The organism is Synechococcus sp. CC9311, from assembly GCF_000014585.1.
In the GTDB taxonomy this organism is placed as follows: domain Bacteria; phylum Cyanobacteriota; class Cyanobacteriia; order PCC-6307; family Cyanobiaceae; genus Synechococcus_C.
Genome location: NC_008319.1, coordinates 1,113,873 through 1,127,373 on the forward strand (window position 1 = coordinate 1,113,873; position 13,501 = coordinate 1,127,373).

General features: G+C 50.7%; 17 protein-coding genes and 2 pseudogenes. 15 read left to right on the top strand and 4 right to left on the bottom strand.

Annotation, left to right across the window (positions count from 1 at the left end):
• Nucleotides 1–350: 350 nt before the first annotated feature.
• From SYNC_RS05685 to SYNC_RS05700, 4 genes are read left to right on the top strand one after another with little or no spacing between them, the layout of a single operon-like run.
• Nucleotides 351–908 (top strand): DUF3038 domain-containing protein, encoded by a 558-nt coding sequence (locus SYNC_RS05685; RefSeq protein ID WP_011619157.1) that lies wholly within the window; start codon nucleotides 351–353, stop codon nucleotides 906–908.
• Between the two features lie 8 nt (nucleotides 909–916).
• Nucleotides 917–1,552 carry a DUF4335 domain-containing protein gene (locus SYNC_RS05690; protein WP_041426966.1) on the top strand — a complete coding sequence of 212 codons (636 nt, stop codon included), beginning with the start codon at nucleotides 917–919 and terminating at the stop codon, nucleotides 1,550–1,552.
• 48 nt (nucleotides 1,553–1,600) lie between these two features.
• Nucleotides 1,601–1,846 (top strand): hypothetical protein, encoded by a 246-nt coding sequence (locus SYNC_RS05695; RefSeq protein ID WP_011619159.1) that lies wholly within the window; start codon nucleotides 1,601–1,603, stop codon nucleotides 1,844–1,846.
• Nucleotides 1,843–2,292 (top strand): hypothetical protein, encoded by a 450-nt coding sequence (locus tag SYNC_RS05700; protein WP_011619160.1) that lies wholly within the window; start codon nucleotides 1,843–1,845, stop codon nucleotides 2,290–2,292. Before SYNC_RS05695 ends, SYNC_RS05700 begins: the two co-directional genes overlap by 4 nt.
• Nucleotides 2,293–2,304: 12 nt before the next feature.
• Here the strand turns inward: SYNC_RS05700 and SYNC_RS05705 are convergent, their stop codons facing one another.
• On the bottom strand, nucleotides 2,305–2,760 hold the full coding sequence (locus tag SYNC_RS05705; protein ID WP_041426492.1) for a hypothetical protein: 456 nt from the start codon (nucleotides 2,758–2,760) through the stop codon (nucleotides 2,305–2,307).
• Between the two features lie 229 nt (nucleotides 2,761–2,989).
• Here SYNC_RS05705 and SYNC_RS05710 point away from each other — a divergent pair, with 229 nt between their 5' ends.
• The 4 genes and pseudogenes from SYNC_RS05710 to SYNC_RS05735 all read left to right on the top strand — a co-directional run.
• Entirely contained in the window at nucleotides 2,990–3,700 is a 711-nt protein-coding gene (locus tag SYNC_RS05710) for a response regulator (protein ID WP_041426967.1), read from the top strand.
• An 8-nt stretch (nucleotides 3,701–3,708) separates the two neighbouring features.
• The gene (locus SYNC_RS05715; RefSeq protein WP_041426493.1) at nucleotides 3,709–5,052 is read left to right on the top strand and encodes an ATP-binding protein; all 1,344 of its coding nucleotides are present in this window, start codon (nucleotides 3,709–3,711) and stop codon (nucleotides 5,050–5,052) included.
• Between the two features lie 151 nt (nucleotides 5,053–5,203).
• Complete coding sequence (ppk2, locus tag SYNC_RS05720) at nucleotides 5,204–6,076, top strand: polyphosphate kinase 2 (RefSeq protein WP_011619164.1); 873 nt, start codon at nucleotides 5,204–5,206, stop codon at nucleotides 6,074–6,076.
• A 736-nt stretch (nucleotides 6,077–6,812) separates the two neighbouring features.
• A pseudogene (locus tag SYNC_RS05735) lies at nucleotides 6,813–7,212 on the top strand (carbamoyl-phosphate synthase); the annotation flags it as partial.
• A gap of 196 nt (nucleotides 7,213–7,408) precedes the next feature.
• On the opposite strand, the gene SYNC_RS14645 reads toward SYNC_RS05735, so the two are convergent.
• Entirely contained in the window at nucleotides 7,409–7,621 is a 213-nt protein-coding gene (locus SYNC_RS14645; protein ID WP_167897102.1) for a hypothetical protein, read from the bottom strand.
• Nucleotides 7,622–7,636: 15 nt separating this feature from the next.
• On the opposite strand from SYNC_RS14645, the gene SYNC_RS15010 reads away from it, so the two are divergent.
• Entirely contained in the window at nucleotides 7,637–7,780 is a 144-nt protein-coding gene (locus SYNC_RS15010) for a chlorophyll a/b-binding protein (protein WP_071813685.1), read from the top strand.
• 214 nt (nucleotides 7,781–7,994) lie between these two features.
• Here SYNC_RS15010 and SYNC_RS15260 read toward each other — a convergent pair whose 3' ends face one another.
• Nucleotides 7,995–8,564: a glycine zipper 2TM domain-containing protein gene (locus SYNC_RS15260; RefSeq protein WP_041426497.1), complete on the bottom strand. Its 570-nt coding sequence runs from the start codon at nucleotides 8,562–8,564 to the stop codon at nucleotides 7,995–7,997.
• A 223-nt stretch (nucleotides 8,565–8,787) separates the two neighbouring features.
• Here SYNC_RS15260 and SYNC_RS05755 point away from each other — a divergent pair, with 223 nt between their 5' ends.
• The 4 genes from SYNC_RS05755 to SYNC_RS05765 all read left to right on the top strand — a co-directional run bounded on the left by SYNC_RS05755 (nucleotide 8,788) and on the right by SYNC_RS05765 (nucleotide 10,802).
• Complete coding sequence (locus tag SYNC_RS05755; RefSeq protein ID WP_011619171.1) at nucleotides 8,788–9,180, top strand: DUF1330 domain-containing protein; 393 nt, start codon at nucleotides 8,788–8,790, stop codon at nucleotides 9,178–9,180.
• Between the two features lie 111 nt (nucleotides 9,181–9,291).
• Nucleotides 9,292–9,558: a hypothetical protein gene (locus SYNC_RS05760; RefSeq protein WP_011619172.1), complete on the top strand. Its 267-nt coding sequence runs from the start codon at nucleotides 9,292–9,294 to the stop codon at nucleotides 9,556–9,558.
• A 153-nt stretch (nucleotides 9,559–9,711) separates the two neighbouring features.
• Complete coding sequence (locus SYNC_RS14650) at nucleotides 9,712–9,870, top strand: hypothetical protein (RefSeq protein WP_011619173.1); 159 nt, start codon at nucleotides 9,712–9,714, stop codon at nucleotides 9,868–9,870.
• 218 nt (nucleotides 9,871–10,088) lie between these two features.
• Entirely contained in the window at nucleotides 10,089–10,802 is a 714-nt protein-coding gene (locus SYNC_RS05765; RefSeq protein ID WP_011619174.1) for an SDR family oxidoreductase, read from the top strand.
• 6 nt (nucleotides 10,803–10,808) lie between these two features.
• On the opposite strand, the pseudogene SYNC_RS14300 reads toward SYNC_RS05765, so the two are convergent.
• A pseudogene (locus tag SYNC_RS14300) lies at nucleotides 10,809–10,913 on the bottom strand (DUF3104 domain-containing protein); the annotation flags it as partial.
• Nucleotides 10,914–11,038: 125 nt separating this feature from the next.
• On the opposite strand from SYNC_RS14300, the gene SYNC_RS05770 reads away from it, so the two are divergent.
• Nucleotides 11,039–12,244, top strand: coding sequence for an ABC transporter C-terminal domain-containing protein (locus SYNC_RS05770; protein ID WP_011619175.1), 1,206 nt, complete (start codon nucleotides 11,039–11,041; stop codon nucleotides 12,242–12,244).
• 469 nt (nucleotides 12,245–12,713) lie between these two features.
• Entirely contained in the window at nucleotides 12,714–13,418 is a 705-nt protein-coding gene (locus SYNC_RS05775) for a membrane protein (RefSeq protein ID WP_011619176.1), read from the top strand.
• Nucleotides 13,419–13,501: the final 83 nt, after the last annotated feature.

Here is a 13,501-nt window from a genome sequence, read left to right on the forward strand (position 1 = left end):
CTGCTTTTGAGGTGAATTGAGCTTGATTTGTTGTTGCTTTGCTGCGGTTTAGTTTTTATCTGAGCTTCTCTCGAGTAATTCCTGCTTTGTCTTATGCGTCGCAATCCCCAGCTGTTGTTTCTCTCGTTTCTTGTTTGGCTCTGATCTTGTGTCAATTTCAGCTGTAGCCTCCTTTCCCTTGAAAGAATTGTTTAAAGCCTTAGAGTTAGATGTCTAGATAAGGTCAATCATTGTTGGTTGCTAAACAGCAGGCTGCTTCCCGCCTTTCCTGCTCGTGTGTTAGCACTGCAACCAAGCTTGTTTTGATTGAAGTCGAAGCGGTATGACTCGAGTCGGTACACCACTAAGCCATGACTGAAGCAACAGTCACTCCTCTCCAAGAAGCGTCTTTGCCAGCTGCAGTGCTTGGTCGTCGTGGGATGGAGCGACTCGATCTCCTTTTACTCACTGTGGAGTCCTTGGATTTCAATGGTGGTGAGGCCATGCTTTGGGCTACGCAACAACTCGGCTTCGAAAGTCTTTTCCCTAATCGAGTGGAGCTTTGGAAGCGTCGATGCCATAACCCGCTGCGACGCTCCACGCGTCGTGGAAGACTTGGTGCGGCTGACACAGAGGCTCTTATCAGTCTTCTCTGTGCGATGGCTGATCGGCTTTATCCGATGCTTCACCAACTCCTGTCGAGTCGTGAACCCGCTGACCTCAGCAAGCAGCGCTGGGCCTTGGTTGACCAACGTTTGAGTGATTTGATTGCTGAGCGTTTCAATCTTCGACGCGGTGCAGTGCAACGCTTGCTCAGCTCCGACCATTCCTCGTCGATTCAACGACAACTTGTTTTGACCCTGGCTCTGGCTGCGGGTCCTGGTGGAGTTGATCGCCTTCGGGCCAGTCTTCTTGACCCAACACCCTGATGACCTCGATGCTCAAGCTCTCTTATCGCTACGACCAAACGGCGGCCAGGCTAGAGGTGGATGGACTGCCCGACTTTTCGTCTGGGCATGGCGAAGGTGTGATTGGGATTCTGTCGGCTTGGCGTCTTCAATTGGTTGGTGCTCCTGAATTAGAGGGGAAACGCGATCACCTAGAAGCCTTGATGGCTGTTGTGTTTCCCTATTCACGCCATCAAATCTCCGGGGTTTCGAGGCCCGAAGGATGGTCTCACCACCCAGTGAGCATTCGTTCTGTGGATGGTGGGCATCAATTGGAACTCACGAGCAGTCAGCCCGATGTTCCACCTTTGACAATCAAATTGGATGATGCTGATTTAGCTGATCTTTTGCGCTGCCTCGATGCGCTTCGCTCTGACAATCGCGTGTCCATCGCTTGGCCCGAGATCATCAATCACCCCTTGAGTCGTCGTGAATTGGTCGAGCGGGTTCCCTTGGTTCGTCGTTTAGTTGCGCCTGTGTTTGGTGGTGTTGCGCTGGTTGTGGTCGGAGTGATGGCCATTTTTGTTCCATTGCCCAACCAGGAGACCAAGGCTCCTATTGATCCCGTAGAGGCTTCTAGCCCAGACCCAGTTGGCGATCCTTCACAAGCTGATCCATCGCGTTGACCCTCTCGCGGTTGTCGCCCATATATTGGCCTCGATTGCCTGTCTTCAATGTCCGCTAGTTGGTCCGATCTGAGACGCCGCGTCGCAAGGATTGGAGCCTCCTTGGATGTCGTTGTACGCAGTGATCCAGAGGTTTGTGGCTTGAGTGGTTCTGATTATCAACTCACTCTTCATCACAGTGGTTATGGAGATTGCACGGTTGGCGACCTCAGTTTGATCGACTGCCCCAATGAGTTGGTTCTCATTGAATTTGAACGCTGGATGCGTCGCGTGAAGCTTTCGTTAGTGACATGACTTCGAAAAACATTCCCCGTCTTCCTCGTACTCAGAGAGAACGTCGCGTTTTCAGCCAACGCAAACGACAGTCCAAGCGCTTGCCTGTTTGGAGGATGTTGTTGGAGTCAGTTCTTCTGTTATTGCTTGGTAGCGGTCTTCTCGCTGGCTTGAGCTGGTTGCCGACAAAGGTCGATGCAATCGTTGTTGTGAGTGAAGCGATTGCTGATTTAATTCGCGGCCTCAGTCAATTATTGGAAGCGTTTCTTGGTTTGTCGGCAGTGATCTTGATTGCTGCACTACTGGTGGTGGGTCTGCTGGCGTTGATCTCAGGGTTAATTCGATTTGTGCGCACGCTTGTCTTTGTTTTCAAATCATCAGCCCGTCGACAAGCACTTCAATCTCCCAACGGTCTCTCTCGAAGCTCTCGTTCGTCTCGCCGCCGCCGGCTGAGAAGAACCCGTTAATTCAGGCGGTCCTCAACGTGATCTGGTTCGTGGAGCGAGTGATCGCTGCATCATCCAAAGTTCATTCAAGGTCAGGCCGCCGTCACCATTGCGGTCCAAACTTTCGAAATTGCGCTGAAGCCAGGGAAGAGATGCCACCTCCTTGCGATCTAATTGACCATCAAAATTTCGATCGGCTTGTTGAAAGCGTCTTTGTAAGCGCAGCCCGCTTGGGTGGGTTGCCGACGGCCTGATGTCCTCAATTAACAAATAGGTTCGGGTTGGATGGCGTTGCAGTCGCCTTTTGAGGTAAGGCTGGCCATTAACTTCTTTGATCTCTAGACGTCCATCACGATTGGAATCCATCCGAACGAATAACGCTTCCATCCGGGTGCCGTAATGCCTTACAGGATTAGCTTGCACACTCTGGTCTGGCAGCAGGAGACCAGCTCCCAGGGCAACGAGTGTGAAAGTGACCCATTTCTCCATTACAGAAGACTATGGAGTGTGATCGGTGAAGAGATGTCTGAGTGATGACAGATCGTCAATTAACTGTGACATGGTCCGCCTCAGCGAGACAGTTTGCTTGTTGCTCCATACGATCGGAGCATTCAACTGATGTGGCGACAGTGGTGATGAGTTCTTCGTTGATTTGGATGGTATGGCGATGACCCAGCCTTCCTCCACTGCCTTGAACTCCCCCGCAAAAAAAGTCTCGATGATTTGGGTTGTGGACGACGACCCGGAGCTTCGTCAGATGGTGGGCACCTACTTGATTGATCAGGGGTATGACGTTCGCTGTCTGAGTGATGTCAAGCAGCTTGAGGCAAGGCTTGAATTTCAACGCCCAGACTTGATCGTGCTCGATCTGATGATGCCTGGTGATGATGGCTTAACAGCCTTACGGCGCTTGCGAGATGCCGGTGACGATCTACCCGTGGTCATGTTGACGGCCAGAGGAGATGGTGTTGACCGGATTATTGGCCTAGAGCAAGGCGCTGATGACTATCTGGCGAAGCCGTTTCTTCCCCGTGAGTTGTCAGCACGCATCGAAGCAGTGCTGAGAAGGCGTAGTTCGATTCCTGCGGGCACTCCCCTTGCTGAAGGAGGTGATGTGACTTTTGGAGAGAATCAATTTGATCTTTCTGCCAGAACTCTGTTTCGCAACGGGTCGCCTGTTGTGATTACCAGTGGTGAGTTCAGCTTGTTAGCAGCCTTTGTGCAGCACCCCCATCGCCCTCTATCAAGAGAAAGGCTGATCGAACTAGCGCGTGGACCAGGGTCTGATACGGATAGTCGCAGCATGGATGTGCAAGTTTCGCGGGTGCGCAAACTGGTCGAACCGGATCCTGCACGTCCTCGCTACATCCAAACGGTCTGGGGATATGGCTATGTCTTTGTTCCTGATGGACAACCTCGTTCGCGTTGAGGGCTGGAATGACCCCACGGGTTTGGCAAGTTCGACTGAGATCCCTATTCGGTTGGAGTGGCCTTGCTCTTGGCAGTTGGGCGTTTTGCTTATTGGTTTTACAGGTCTTGTTTGGACAGCAGCTTGAGCAGTTGCAAACGGTGCAGCTAGGCCGTGATCTGGCGCTCAATGTAAGGCTCACGGAGTTGGCGCTAGAGCGTTACCCCCCCCATCTGGTGACTGAACTCACCGGTCTCGACCTCACTGTTGCGATCCACCCCAAGCCGGATCAAAAGGTTCCGTCAGCAGGCTTTCAACGCCAGGCGAAAGCCCTTCAGATCCAGCTTTGTGAACGGCTCTCCCATTGCCCGATGGTCGTTGCGGATCGCGATCACGAGGGCGAACGCGGAATTTGGATTGAGCTGATTTCGCCGCTGGAACCGATTTGGTTGCGCGTGAATGTTCGTGCACCGATGAGCTGGCCGCCCGAACCCACCCTGTTGGGTTTATCACTGGTTGGGGCGGGCATGATTTGTGGCGGCCTGTTTCTCCTTGTGGAGGTTGAGGCTCCTTTACGTGGACTGGAAAAGGCCTTGTCCAGGGTTGGGGATGGAATCGATCCTGACGCTGTTCCTGCTCGTGGTGCTCCTGAGGTTCAGCGTCTTACGCGCCGTTTTAATGCCATGGTGCAACGTTTGGCGGCCAATCGGAACGAGAGAGCCACCATGCTCGCTGGAATCGCCCATGACTTACGGGCACCAATTACTCGGCTGCAGTTTCGTTTGTCCATGCCTCAACTCAGCGCAAAAGAACGCGAGCGTTGTGCCAATGATTTGCAGTCTCTGGAACGCATCACAGGCCAGTTTTTGCTGTTCGCCGGTGGAGGTGATGAAGAACTCTCTGTGCCCGTTCCCTTGGATCAATTGCTGGCTGAGGTGGCGAGCAGTCATCCTGCCGATCAATTGCAGCTTGAGTTGGACAAATTTGAGGTCATGGTGAAGCCCGTTGCCCTGAGTCGTGCTGTTGCCAACTTGATTGACAATGCCTTCACCTATGGCCAAGCCCCTGTGGTGTTGCGCTTGCTGCGTACTGCTGATCAGTGTTCGATAGAAGTTTGGGATCAGGGTGAAGGGATGCCCCAGCGTCAGTGGGAGCAGGCCCTTCAACCGTTTCACCGCCTCGACTCTTCGCGTGGAGGACAGGGCCACTGTGGATTGGGTTTAGCCATTGTTGTGCATGTGGCGCGTCTTCATGGTGGTCATCTCGATTGCTGTTATGCCGAGGGTTTGAATGATGTGAAGGTTCCAGGACGATTCGCTATTCGTTTGTCATTGCCGATGGAGCTCTTGGTTGAGAACGTTGCGAAAAGCTGATGTTCTGCCCATTTTTTGGATTTGCGAGGCACCAATGGAATATTGCTGATCCCTTTTCATGGGCCACAAGGAGAACAAAAAGTCAAAACACAACGGCAAAAGCAAAGGAACAGACCAACCCAGTTCGTCGAAACCCCTAACTGATGCGCTGATGCATGAGCTTGATGGCAGCCATCCCAACAGCGTGGCGTCGGCTGAACAGCATGGGGATGGACATGAGCGGCCAACTCACAATGGCGAACGACTCAAGAAAAAGATCTACGAGTCAGAGCTGGAAAAGCTCCAGTCTCAACTCGTCAAAATGCAGTACTGGATCAAAGAAAAGGGCTTTCGCATGATCATCCTGTTTGAAGGACGGGATGCAGCTGGTAAGGGGGGCACAATTAAACGCTTAACGGAGCCTTTAAATCCGCGTGGGGCAAGAGTTGTTGCTTTGGGAACCCCTTCTGATCGTCAAAAAACGCAGTGGTATTTCCAGCGCTATGTGGAACATTTCCCTGCTGCCGGTGAAATCGTTGTGTTTGACCGTAGCTGGTATAACCGTGCTGGTGTGGAGAGAGTGATGGGGTTTTGTACCCCTCATGAGGTTGAGTCTTTCCTCGAGGATTGCCCTCAGTTCGAGCGAATGTTGGTTCGTAGTGGCGTGTTGTTATTGAAGTATTGGTTCTCGGTTAGTGATAAAGAACAAGAAACCCGTTTTCAATCACGCATCGATGACCCCACCCGTCGCTGGAAGCTCAGTCCGATGGATCTTGAAGCACGCAATCGTTGGGTGGAGTTTTCTGAGGCAAAGGATGTGATGTTCGCAAGCACGAATATTCCTGAAGCACCATGGTTCTCGGTAGAAGCTGATGACAAGAGGCGAGCTCGTCTTAATTGTCTAAGGCATGTACTCAGCAAAGTGCCATGGGAAGACATGACTCCTCCAGCCATTGACCTACCACCCAGGCCAAAACAGGGCTCTTACAAGAGGCCTCCCATGAATGAACAGTTCTTTGTTCCTAATCACTACCCCTACGAATAATCGATCGCCTGACTGGCTTTAGGGGCTTCAAGCTTCTTGGCCGTGGACATCAGAGTGGACATAGGCTCTAGGTCCATGGCTATGGACATCAGCAGCAGATCTTTCCTCAAGACGTGAAGGCAGACGCCGAAAGTTACTGCGGCCCTGCCTAAATCGTGTTCAGCGATGCCGTCCATTGCAAGGTGGGTCAGATTCGCCGTTTTTCATGCGAAAAGCTCAATGGTCACAGCTATTGAGAACTTTTCGCACTAACCAAGTCTCAAGCAGGTATCAAAATATTGACGTGACTCTTTGGACGGGGTCAACAGTCCCACAACCATCAATCTTTCGCGATTTAGAAGCCCGCGGGAGGTTGAGGGACTTCGCCTTTTGTCTTCATGCAAACTTCAATCGCTGCACGAATTTGATAGAACATTATTGAGACCTACTTGATAGGTTTCTTGGATCCCGTCCAGGACCAGGACTGCCCCCGCAGAAAGATCTGTTGGGGCTTGCCTGACTCACCCCATCTCAGGTGCCCAACCGACAGTGCTTTGCCAGGGGGGTGCCCAGAGCTTGCAGGTCTTGGTCAGATGTTGGCCTTCCTGCAATTGTTGCTGCCTGATATAGCAAGCCACTAAGTTTTTAGAATGTTGAGAAGTGCGGATGCTCAACCAGCAAAGCTGAAACTGCCTATTGCAGCTGGCATCACCAGTGCAAGTGAGGAATACTTACGGCATGTATTTAACGCCCCACGCTGCGTCGTATCTCCCTGGGGCTGTGGCTTCTGCCATCTCTATTGCTGACCTACCTGCCATTGCTCAAAAAGAAGGAGGTACTGATGAGCTTGGTGTTATGAGCATCAGCCTGAAGGATGCGGTCAAACCCACCTTTGGTTTTCAAGGGGCGCTGCAAGGAGCGGGTACTCCGAATCAGGCAGGCTTTGTGGGTTCCTGCCTCTCTCTGTTGGAGACAACAGCGTTTGGTTTCTTGATCTCCTGGCTAACGCCAACTTCGCTGATTAGGGCAATGACAGCAGCCTGATCAATACAGAAGTGGCTGGCACCACCATCTCCACCTCATCACGGTTTGGCTATCGCTGGCTCAATGTTTATCAATCTTGGATGTATGGGCTGAACGCTGGTTACGGAAACAAGGCGATCCCCCTGGCAGCACAGCGGCCGACGACGCCAGCCCACCAATCATGAAATTGTAGGAATGCCAGCTTGACCTGGTTCGCCCCGGGTGACTTATCGAGAACCGACTCGTTTCGCGTGTTCGGTCACTATGCGGATTTCACCGTCACGAGAAAGCGACTTGGCTGGCGATGGTTATCCCATCTTCAAAACAGTTTCAAATGTCTACCGAAGTACGCAACTGGGACGTCGTCGCCAAAGCAATGGAAGCTGCTGGCGCCACATCAAGTGAGATGTACATCCGCGCCAAAGCATTGGCACTGGGCAAGCTCGACCCAATGCCCACCAGCTCCCCTGAAGCTCCGTACAGCATTTCAGCTGTAGCTGGCTGATCGCAGCCAATCAATGCCTCACATGAGTGAGGCTTCACCACTCAATCAATGACATGACTAACTCAACTCAAACCCGATTCGGCTTCAGCAATTTCGCTGAGACTTGGAATGGTCGATTGGCAATGCTGGGCTTCGTTATCGGCTTGGGCACCGAACTGCTGACTGGACAAGGGATCCTCAGTCAAATAGGTCTCTGACCTTGCTCGAACCGGGTTCGAATCTTCTGTACCGAGCAGCTCGGAAGAGAGCCATCGCAAGCTGTTTTGGTTGAGGGTTGGTTGCTGATGGCTGCTTAGTCGCTCAACATAAATCTTGCTAACCAAGTCTCTTCGTATCAGTTAAATGACCGATACGAAGAGTCAGCTAAGCCTTAGCTCACTCCATCTTTGGAGCTATTCCAGCGTTAACGATTCAGCCTCCATCAACTTGGCATCCAACCAGTGCGCCTGCAGCTCCACCAAGAGGTACTCCAACCCAGCGCCCCTCACCTCTTGATAAGACCGCTCCTAAGCCAGCACCGATTAGGCCGCCCAAAACGCTTCCCTCAACACAACTGTTGGTATCAACCTTGCTAATTGGCGACCTGATTGGTGTCCTGTAGTCGGTCACAATCTCCCTTTCAAAGGGCTGCTCGTAAGTCCTGATGACTCTTCTCCCTCTAGGACGCCTGTAGCTCGTAACGACCTCTTCCTTGAAAGGTCTCCTATAAGTTCTGACAACTTTTCTCTCGCCAGGTCGCCTGTAGCTCGTGACGACCTCTTCCTTGAAAGGTCTCCTGTAAGTTCTGACAACTTTTCTCTCGCCAGGACGCCTGTAGCTCGTAACGACCTCTTCCTTGAAAGGTCTCCTGTAAGTTCTGACAACTTTTCTCTCGCCAGGACGCCTGTAGCTCGTAACGACCTCTTCCTTGAAAGGTCTCCTTTTATGCACCCTGTTGTGATGGGTGTCATAGGGCTCCCACTGATGACGATGGTGTGCCATGGCTGGAGTTGCTGATGAAGCCATCAGCAAGAACAACGTGATGATTCTTTTGGTCAAGGCTTATTTGCAAGCTCCACTGGAGACTGCCGAAATTCACCGACGCGTAGGTAACTCAATCTCTCATTTCTGCAGCAGGATATGACTGATCTCACTCCAAAGAAGCGAACCCAGCGATGGCAGAACAAGAACGCATCAATATGACCAACGACTCTCAGAAGAAATCATGATCCGCACCACACTCACCGCTACAACTCTTGCACTCGGCTCCTTAGCTGTTCCAGCCATGGCATCAGATAACTCTGGGGTTTGCAGTCAAAATCCAGTGGTCATGGTGGTTGATGGGGTAACCAATGATCGCCAGCAGATGACAATTTATGGGCAAGCACTTAAGGAATCTGGACTCCACCAACACGCTGGGTCTTATTACTTAAATGATCCAAGACCTCTTCGCATTCTTGAAGGTAACCGAGACCAAAATCATGTGACGTTGTTGATCAATTTCCCTTCAGAGTGTGCAGCAATTGACTTCTGGAACTCTCCGATTTATCGGCAGAAAATCAAGCCTCTCAGAAAAGATGCAGGCGATTACACCATTGAGCTTTATCGGCTCCTTTGACATGATCCGCACCACTCTCACCGCAGCTCTGTACTCGCCCTCAGCTCATTAGTTGTGCCAGCCAGCGGGTAGCATCCACAATCTGGATGGCACTCACTGGTCATCGCTTCAATGGCAAGCAAAGAAGAGATCCGCGCTGTTTTTGCTGATCCGCAAATTGGCGGCATGGAGGTGCTTTATCAATGCATCGGGGAGCTACTGAAGGATGGTGCTGAGTTTGAAAATGCCTATTCTTTGATCATCGCTGCAGGCGACACACCAGCCAATACTTGGATCAGGTTTTGCGTGCAATGCGCTACACGGTTTGATGATCCACCAGAGGAATCGGAATTTCTTGCGGTGTTAGAAGAATTCTGCCGACAGCAAGTCGGATCTTGATCAGCAGCTGATTCATTGCTCACTTTTAACGCTTGGAGGGATCTGATACGAAGGTCACTTCATCCGTTTGGAGCGGGGTAACGGTCATTACGACATGGAGAAGTCGCGGGACCTTCTCTTGATTTCCAGAATTGGTAGGAATTAAAAGTTTCCATGGATCAAGCTGAAATCAACAACTGGAAAACCATCGCAGAAAAGATGGAAGCGAGTGGAGACACCGAAAGCTGGTTTTATCTCCGTGCCCGAGCAATTGCTGATGGGAAGCAGGATCCAATGCCAACCGTCTCTGAATTGATGCCTAAATCGGCTTGATTAGAAACCATGCGCTGTTGGTCTGATTGGCGATGGACCCATAAAGGCTGGATGTTCCAACCTGCTTGGTGGGGACAGCAAAGACCATCGCCCCGCCACGAGCGGGGTTTTTTATTGTCCTGGAGTTCACAGCAGGATGTTGGTCACCAGAGTTAATGAGTCACTAAGAAAAAGGGTCTCTTGCCAAGCTGTGAACAATTAGTCAGTCGGTCGAGGCGATGACAGCACAACTGGTGGTGATTACAGGTGCGGGCGCAGGGATCGGAAAGGCTTTGGCATATGCCTTTTCGTCTGCAGGTCACCCCTGTTTGCTGATTTCAAGGAACCAGGAGGTGGATTCCACATTGGCCAATAAGCAAGTGATTTACAGGCAGCTCGATGTAGCCGACGCCAAAGCGCTGGGGGATGCCATCGCATCAGCAGAGAGTCAGTACGGGCCCACAGGCTGTCTGATTAACAACGCAGGGATGATTCACATCGGCGGACTGGACAGCCTCAGCCTTGAGCAGGTCAATGAGGAAGTAGACACGATGATCAAAGGGGTGACAAATGGCATTCACCATGTTTTGCCAGGCATGCGAAAACGCAAATGCGGAACAATCATCAATATCAGCTCCATTGGTGATCGAAAGCCTGCGCCTGGAGCACCTGTGTATCACGCTTGCAAACACGCCGTGCGCTCATTAGGCGAGAGCCTGAATATGTCTGAGGCTGAGCACAACGTTCGTGTGATCAACCTTGCGCCCGGACTGATCCGAACAGCCATTCATCAGAAGATGGGGATCAGCTTTGAGGAATACTGCGACATGCTTGGCAATCCGACGTTCATTGATCCGGCAGAACTCGCAAAAATTGTCCTTTTCTGCTGGCAGCAGCCACAACACATCTGTATTCGAGATATCGCTGTTATGCCAACAGACTGCGGATTCTGATAATTGCTATGGATCCCTCGGCAGGATGTGAGTCACCAGATCGGCATTCACCCAGCGGATTACGCCGAAACCCATATCTGCGATCTGAAAGAGGATGTGGATCTTTGGATCACGGGCAGCCCCGCCACGAACGGGTTTTTTATTGCCTGCTCATCAGCAGCAAAACTGAAACTGCCTATTGCAGCTGGCATCACCAGTCCAAGTGAGGAACACTTGCGGCATCTATTTAACGTCCCATGCTGCGTCATCTTTCCTTGGGGCTGTTGGCTTCTGCCATCTCTGTTGCTTCCCTACCTGCCATTGCTCAAGAGGATGGTGGTGCTGCTTTATTGCGGCAGCAACGCGACAAGCTTCTTGAGCAAATTGAACAACTTAAGCAACGCAAAGAACAGCTCGAGGCTCAGATCAGCGGCTCTGCTCAAGGCAAAGACGATGCCTTTGATCTACAGGAGATCAGTCTCAATGATGCAGTCAAGTTCAACTGGGGGTTTCAAGGGGCGCTGCAAGGAGCGGGTACTCCGAATCAGGCAGGCATTGGTGGCTTCCTGCCTCTCTCTGTTGGCGAGAACAGCGTCTGGTTTCTTGATGCCCTCGCTAACGCTAATTTCTCTGATTACGAGAACAACAGCAGCATCATTAACACCGATGTTGCTGGGACCACCATCAGCACCTCATCAAGGCTTGGTTACCGCTGGCTGAATGGTGACCGCAGTTGGATGTATGGGCTGAATGCTGGTTACGACAGCCGCCCGATGAATACAGGCGGAACCGATACTGGCATCAATGTCAGCGGCACAGAGAAGAGTGCGTTCTTCCAGCAGGTGGTAGTCAATGCGGAAGCTGTTTCCAATGACTGGAACCTCAACGCTTATGCCTTAATTCCGATTGGTGATACCGAGCAAGATCTCAACTCCTTTTATCAAGGCGGTGCACTCAACACCTACGGGCTGGATGTTGGTTATTTCATCACTCCTGAGCTGAATGCTTCCGTTGGTTACTACTACCAAAATGGTGATCTTGGATCCGCTGATGGTTCTGGTGTGCTCGGGCGGGTTGCTTATGAGATCAGCAATGGCTTAACAGCAGGAGTGAACATCTCCTACGACGAAGCATTCGAGACAAGAGTTTCAGCTGATTTAAAAGTACGTTTTGGTGGTGCATCTACAACAGCGCAACGCAAAGAAGTTCAACAACAACCTGTGATCAATGCATTAACATCATCGCCAAGAAACCGGGATGTCCGTGTGCATGACATAATATTTGGTGGTGATGACTTCGAATGCGAAACAAAAGGTATTTTTGTGTTTGGCACTACTAGACAACCTGATGGCAAAAGAGAATTTAATATAGTTTGCTCTGTACAGGGAAATGTAAAGCAAGTATTAGAGGGGAAAGGAAGTGTTGATGATCAAGGGGCCATCCAAGCTAATGGATTCGATTGATTCAATAACTCCTTAATACCGTCAAACATCTAGCTCTGATAACCGCCCATATTATCCTTCGCTACTTAGCATAATCGAGCAGAAATTAGATAAAACGAGATCGCTAAAATAAGGGTGTCAGCCAGGGGCATTGCAGCAGATAATTGCATCAATTCTGCTATCAATTAGTTGTCTGCAGCCTCTACTGTTGTGATGGGTATCTTGTGGATTTAGAAAGGCTTCATTGGCCCTCACCCCTGTACATTTCCCCTTGAAAAGTTCAGATTCAAGAACTCCCTTTTACTTTTTTGACCGTTTCGTTGTAGCCATCAATGCACGACATGGAAGGCACTTTTGAGCAGGATCAGCTGACTACTATCCCACTTCAAATGTCATCCTCGCTGACCACTAAAAGATGACAATTTGAAGCAATGACTCCACTGACTATAAAAATGAGAATACGCTGAGAATCATCTGATACAGGCTCGCTTTGCTTTTGATACTCCCGGCGATCAGTATGGCCCTCGGCGGCATTTTGGGGAGCCGCTTTCGCCCCGGACTACGCCTGCGGGGCTTGATTGCCCACCTAGTTGGAGGTCTGGTGTTTGGAATGGCCGCAGCGGATCTGATGCCAGCAGCTAGTCGTGACAATCATCCATTGGGACTAGTCATCGGTTTCTGCCTCGGTTTTTCATTATTAATAGTGGTAAACGCCGTCTTAGAAGATCCTCAAGAAATTTCTGAAAGAAACAATGCTCGCCCAATAATCCTAATATTAGTTCCTTTTTTAGTTGACAGCCTTATTGATGGACTAGTGGTAGGGATTAGCCCTGATGTTGGACCAGAGGGATGGGTGATACCCGTAGCTGTTGCATTGGAAATGGGCCTTGCATCGCTTGGCCTTGCGACTCTGCTGCGCCGAGGGGGGGAGCGGTGGCGAAGCAGTCTTGGTGGTGGACTGATGGCACTGACCTATCTAGTTGGTCTCATCAGCAGCACAATCTTGGCTAAATATCTAACAGGCCCTTACTTAACGGGCTTGCTGGCTTTCGGTACCGCTGCTCTGATCTATCTGGTTGTTGAAGAAGTGATGAAGGAAGCACACGCAATCGGAGAAGACGATTCAAGTTGGGTGAATTTGGCTTTCTTTTTAGGGATTCTTATGGTTTGGTTGCGGGTCACTCTCTCGATCTGATCAAAGTTATTCATACTCGGATCATAAGGATTTACAATGTTGTTAATAGAAGCTAAATAAGCCTATTTTACCTTTTTTCTGCT

What these genes read in the sequence shown, in the direction of transcription:
- SYNC_RS05685 (WP_011619157.1), top strand. Translation starts at nt 351, where the DNA reads ATGACTGAAGCAACAGTCACTCCTCTCCAAGAAGCGTCTTTGCCAGCT.
- SYNC_RS05690 (WP_041426966.1), top strand. Translation starts at nt 917, where the DNA reads ATGCTCAAGCTCTCTTATCGCTACGACCAAACGGCGGCCAGGCTAGAG.
- SYNC_RS05695 (WP_011619159.1), top strand. Translation starts at nt 1,601, where the DNA reads ATGTCCGCTAGTTGGTCCGATCTGAGACGCCGCGTCGCAAGGATTGGA.
- SYNC_RS05700 (WP_011619160.1), top strand. Translation starts at nt 1,843, where the DNA reads ATGACTTCGAAAAACATTCCCCGTCTTCCTCGTACTCAGAGAGAACGT.
- SYNC_RS05705 (WP_041426492.1), bottom strand. Translation starts at nt 2,760, where the DNA reads ATGGAGAAATGGGTCACTTTCACACTCGTTGCCCTGGGAGCTGGTCTC.
- SYNC_RS05710 (WP_041426967.1), top strand. Translation starts at nt 2,990, where the DNA reads ATGATTTGGGTTGTGGACGACGACCCGGAGCTTCGTCAGATGGTGGGC.
- SYNC_RS05715 (WP_041426493.1), top strand. Translation starts at nt 3,709, where the DNA reads ATGACCCCACGGGTTTGGCAAGTTCGACTGAGATCCCTATTCGGTTGG.
- ppk2 (WP_011619164.1), top strand. Translation starts at nt 5,204, where the DNA reads ATGCATGAGCTTGATGGCAGCCATCCCAACAGCGTGGCGTCGGCTGAA.
- SYNC_RS15010 (WP_071813685.1), top strand. Translation starts at nt 7,637, where the DNA reads ATGACTAACTCAACTCAAACCCGATTCGGCTTCAGCAATTTCGCTGAG.
- SYNC_RS15260 (WP_041426497.1), bottom strand. Translation starts at nt 8,564, where the DNA reads ATGGCACACCATCGTCATCAGTGGGAGCCCTATGACACCCATCACAAC.
- SYNC_RS05755 (WP_011619171.1), top strand. Translation starts at nt 8,788, where the DNA reads ATGATCCGCACCACACTCACCGCTACAACTCTTGCACTCGGCTCCTTA.
- SYNC_RS05760 (WP_011619172.1), top strand. Translation starts at nt 9,292, where the DNA reads ATGGCAAGCAAAGAAGAGATCCGCGCTGTTTTTGCTGATCCGCAAATT.
- SYNC_RS14650 (WP_011619173.1), top strand. Translation starts at nt 9,712, where the DNA reads ATGGATCAAGCTGAAATCAACAACTGGAAAACCATCGCAGAAAAGATG.
- SYNC_RS05765 (WP_011619174.1), top strand. Translation starts at nt 10,089, where the DNA reads ATGACAGCACAACTGGTGGTGATTACAGGTGCGGGCGCAGGGATCGGA.
- SYNC_RS05770 (WP_011619175.1), top strand. Translation starts at nt 11,039, where the DNA reads ATGCTGCGTCATCTTTCCTTGGGGCTGTTGGCTTCTGCCATCTCTGTT.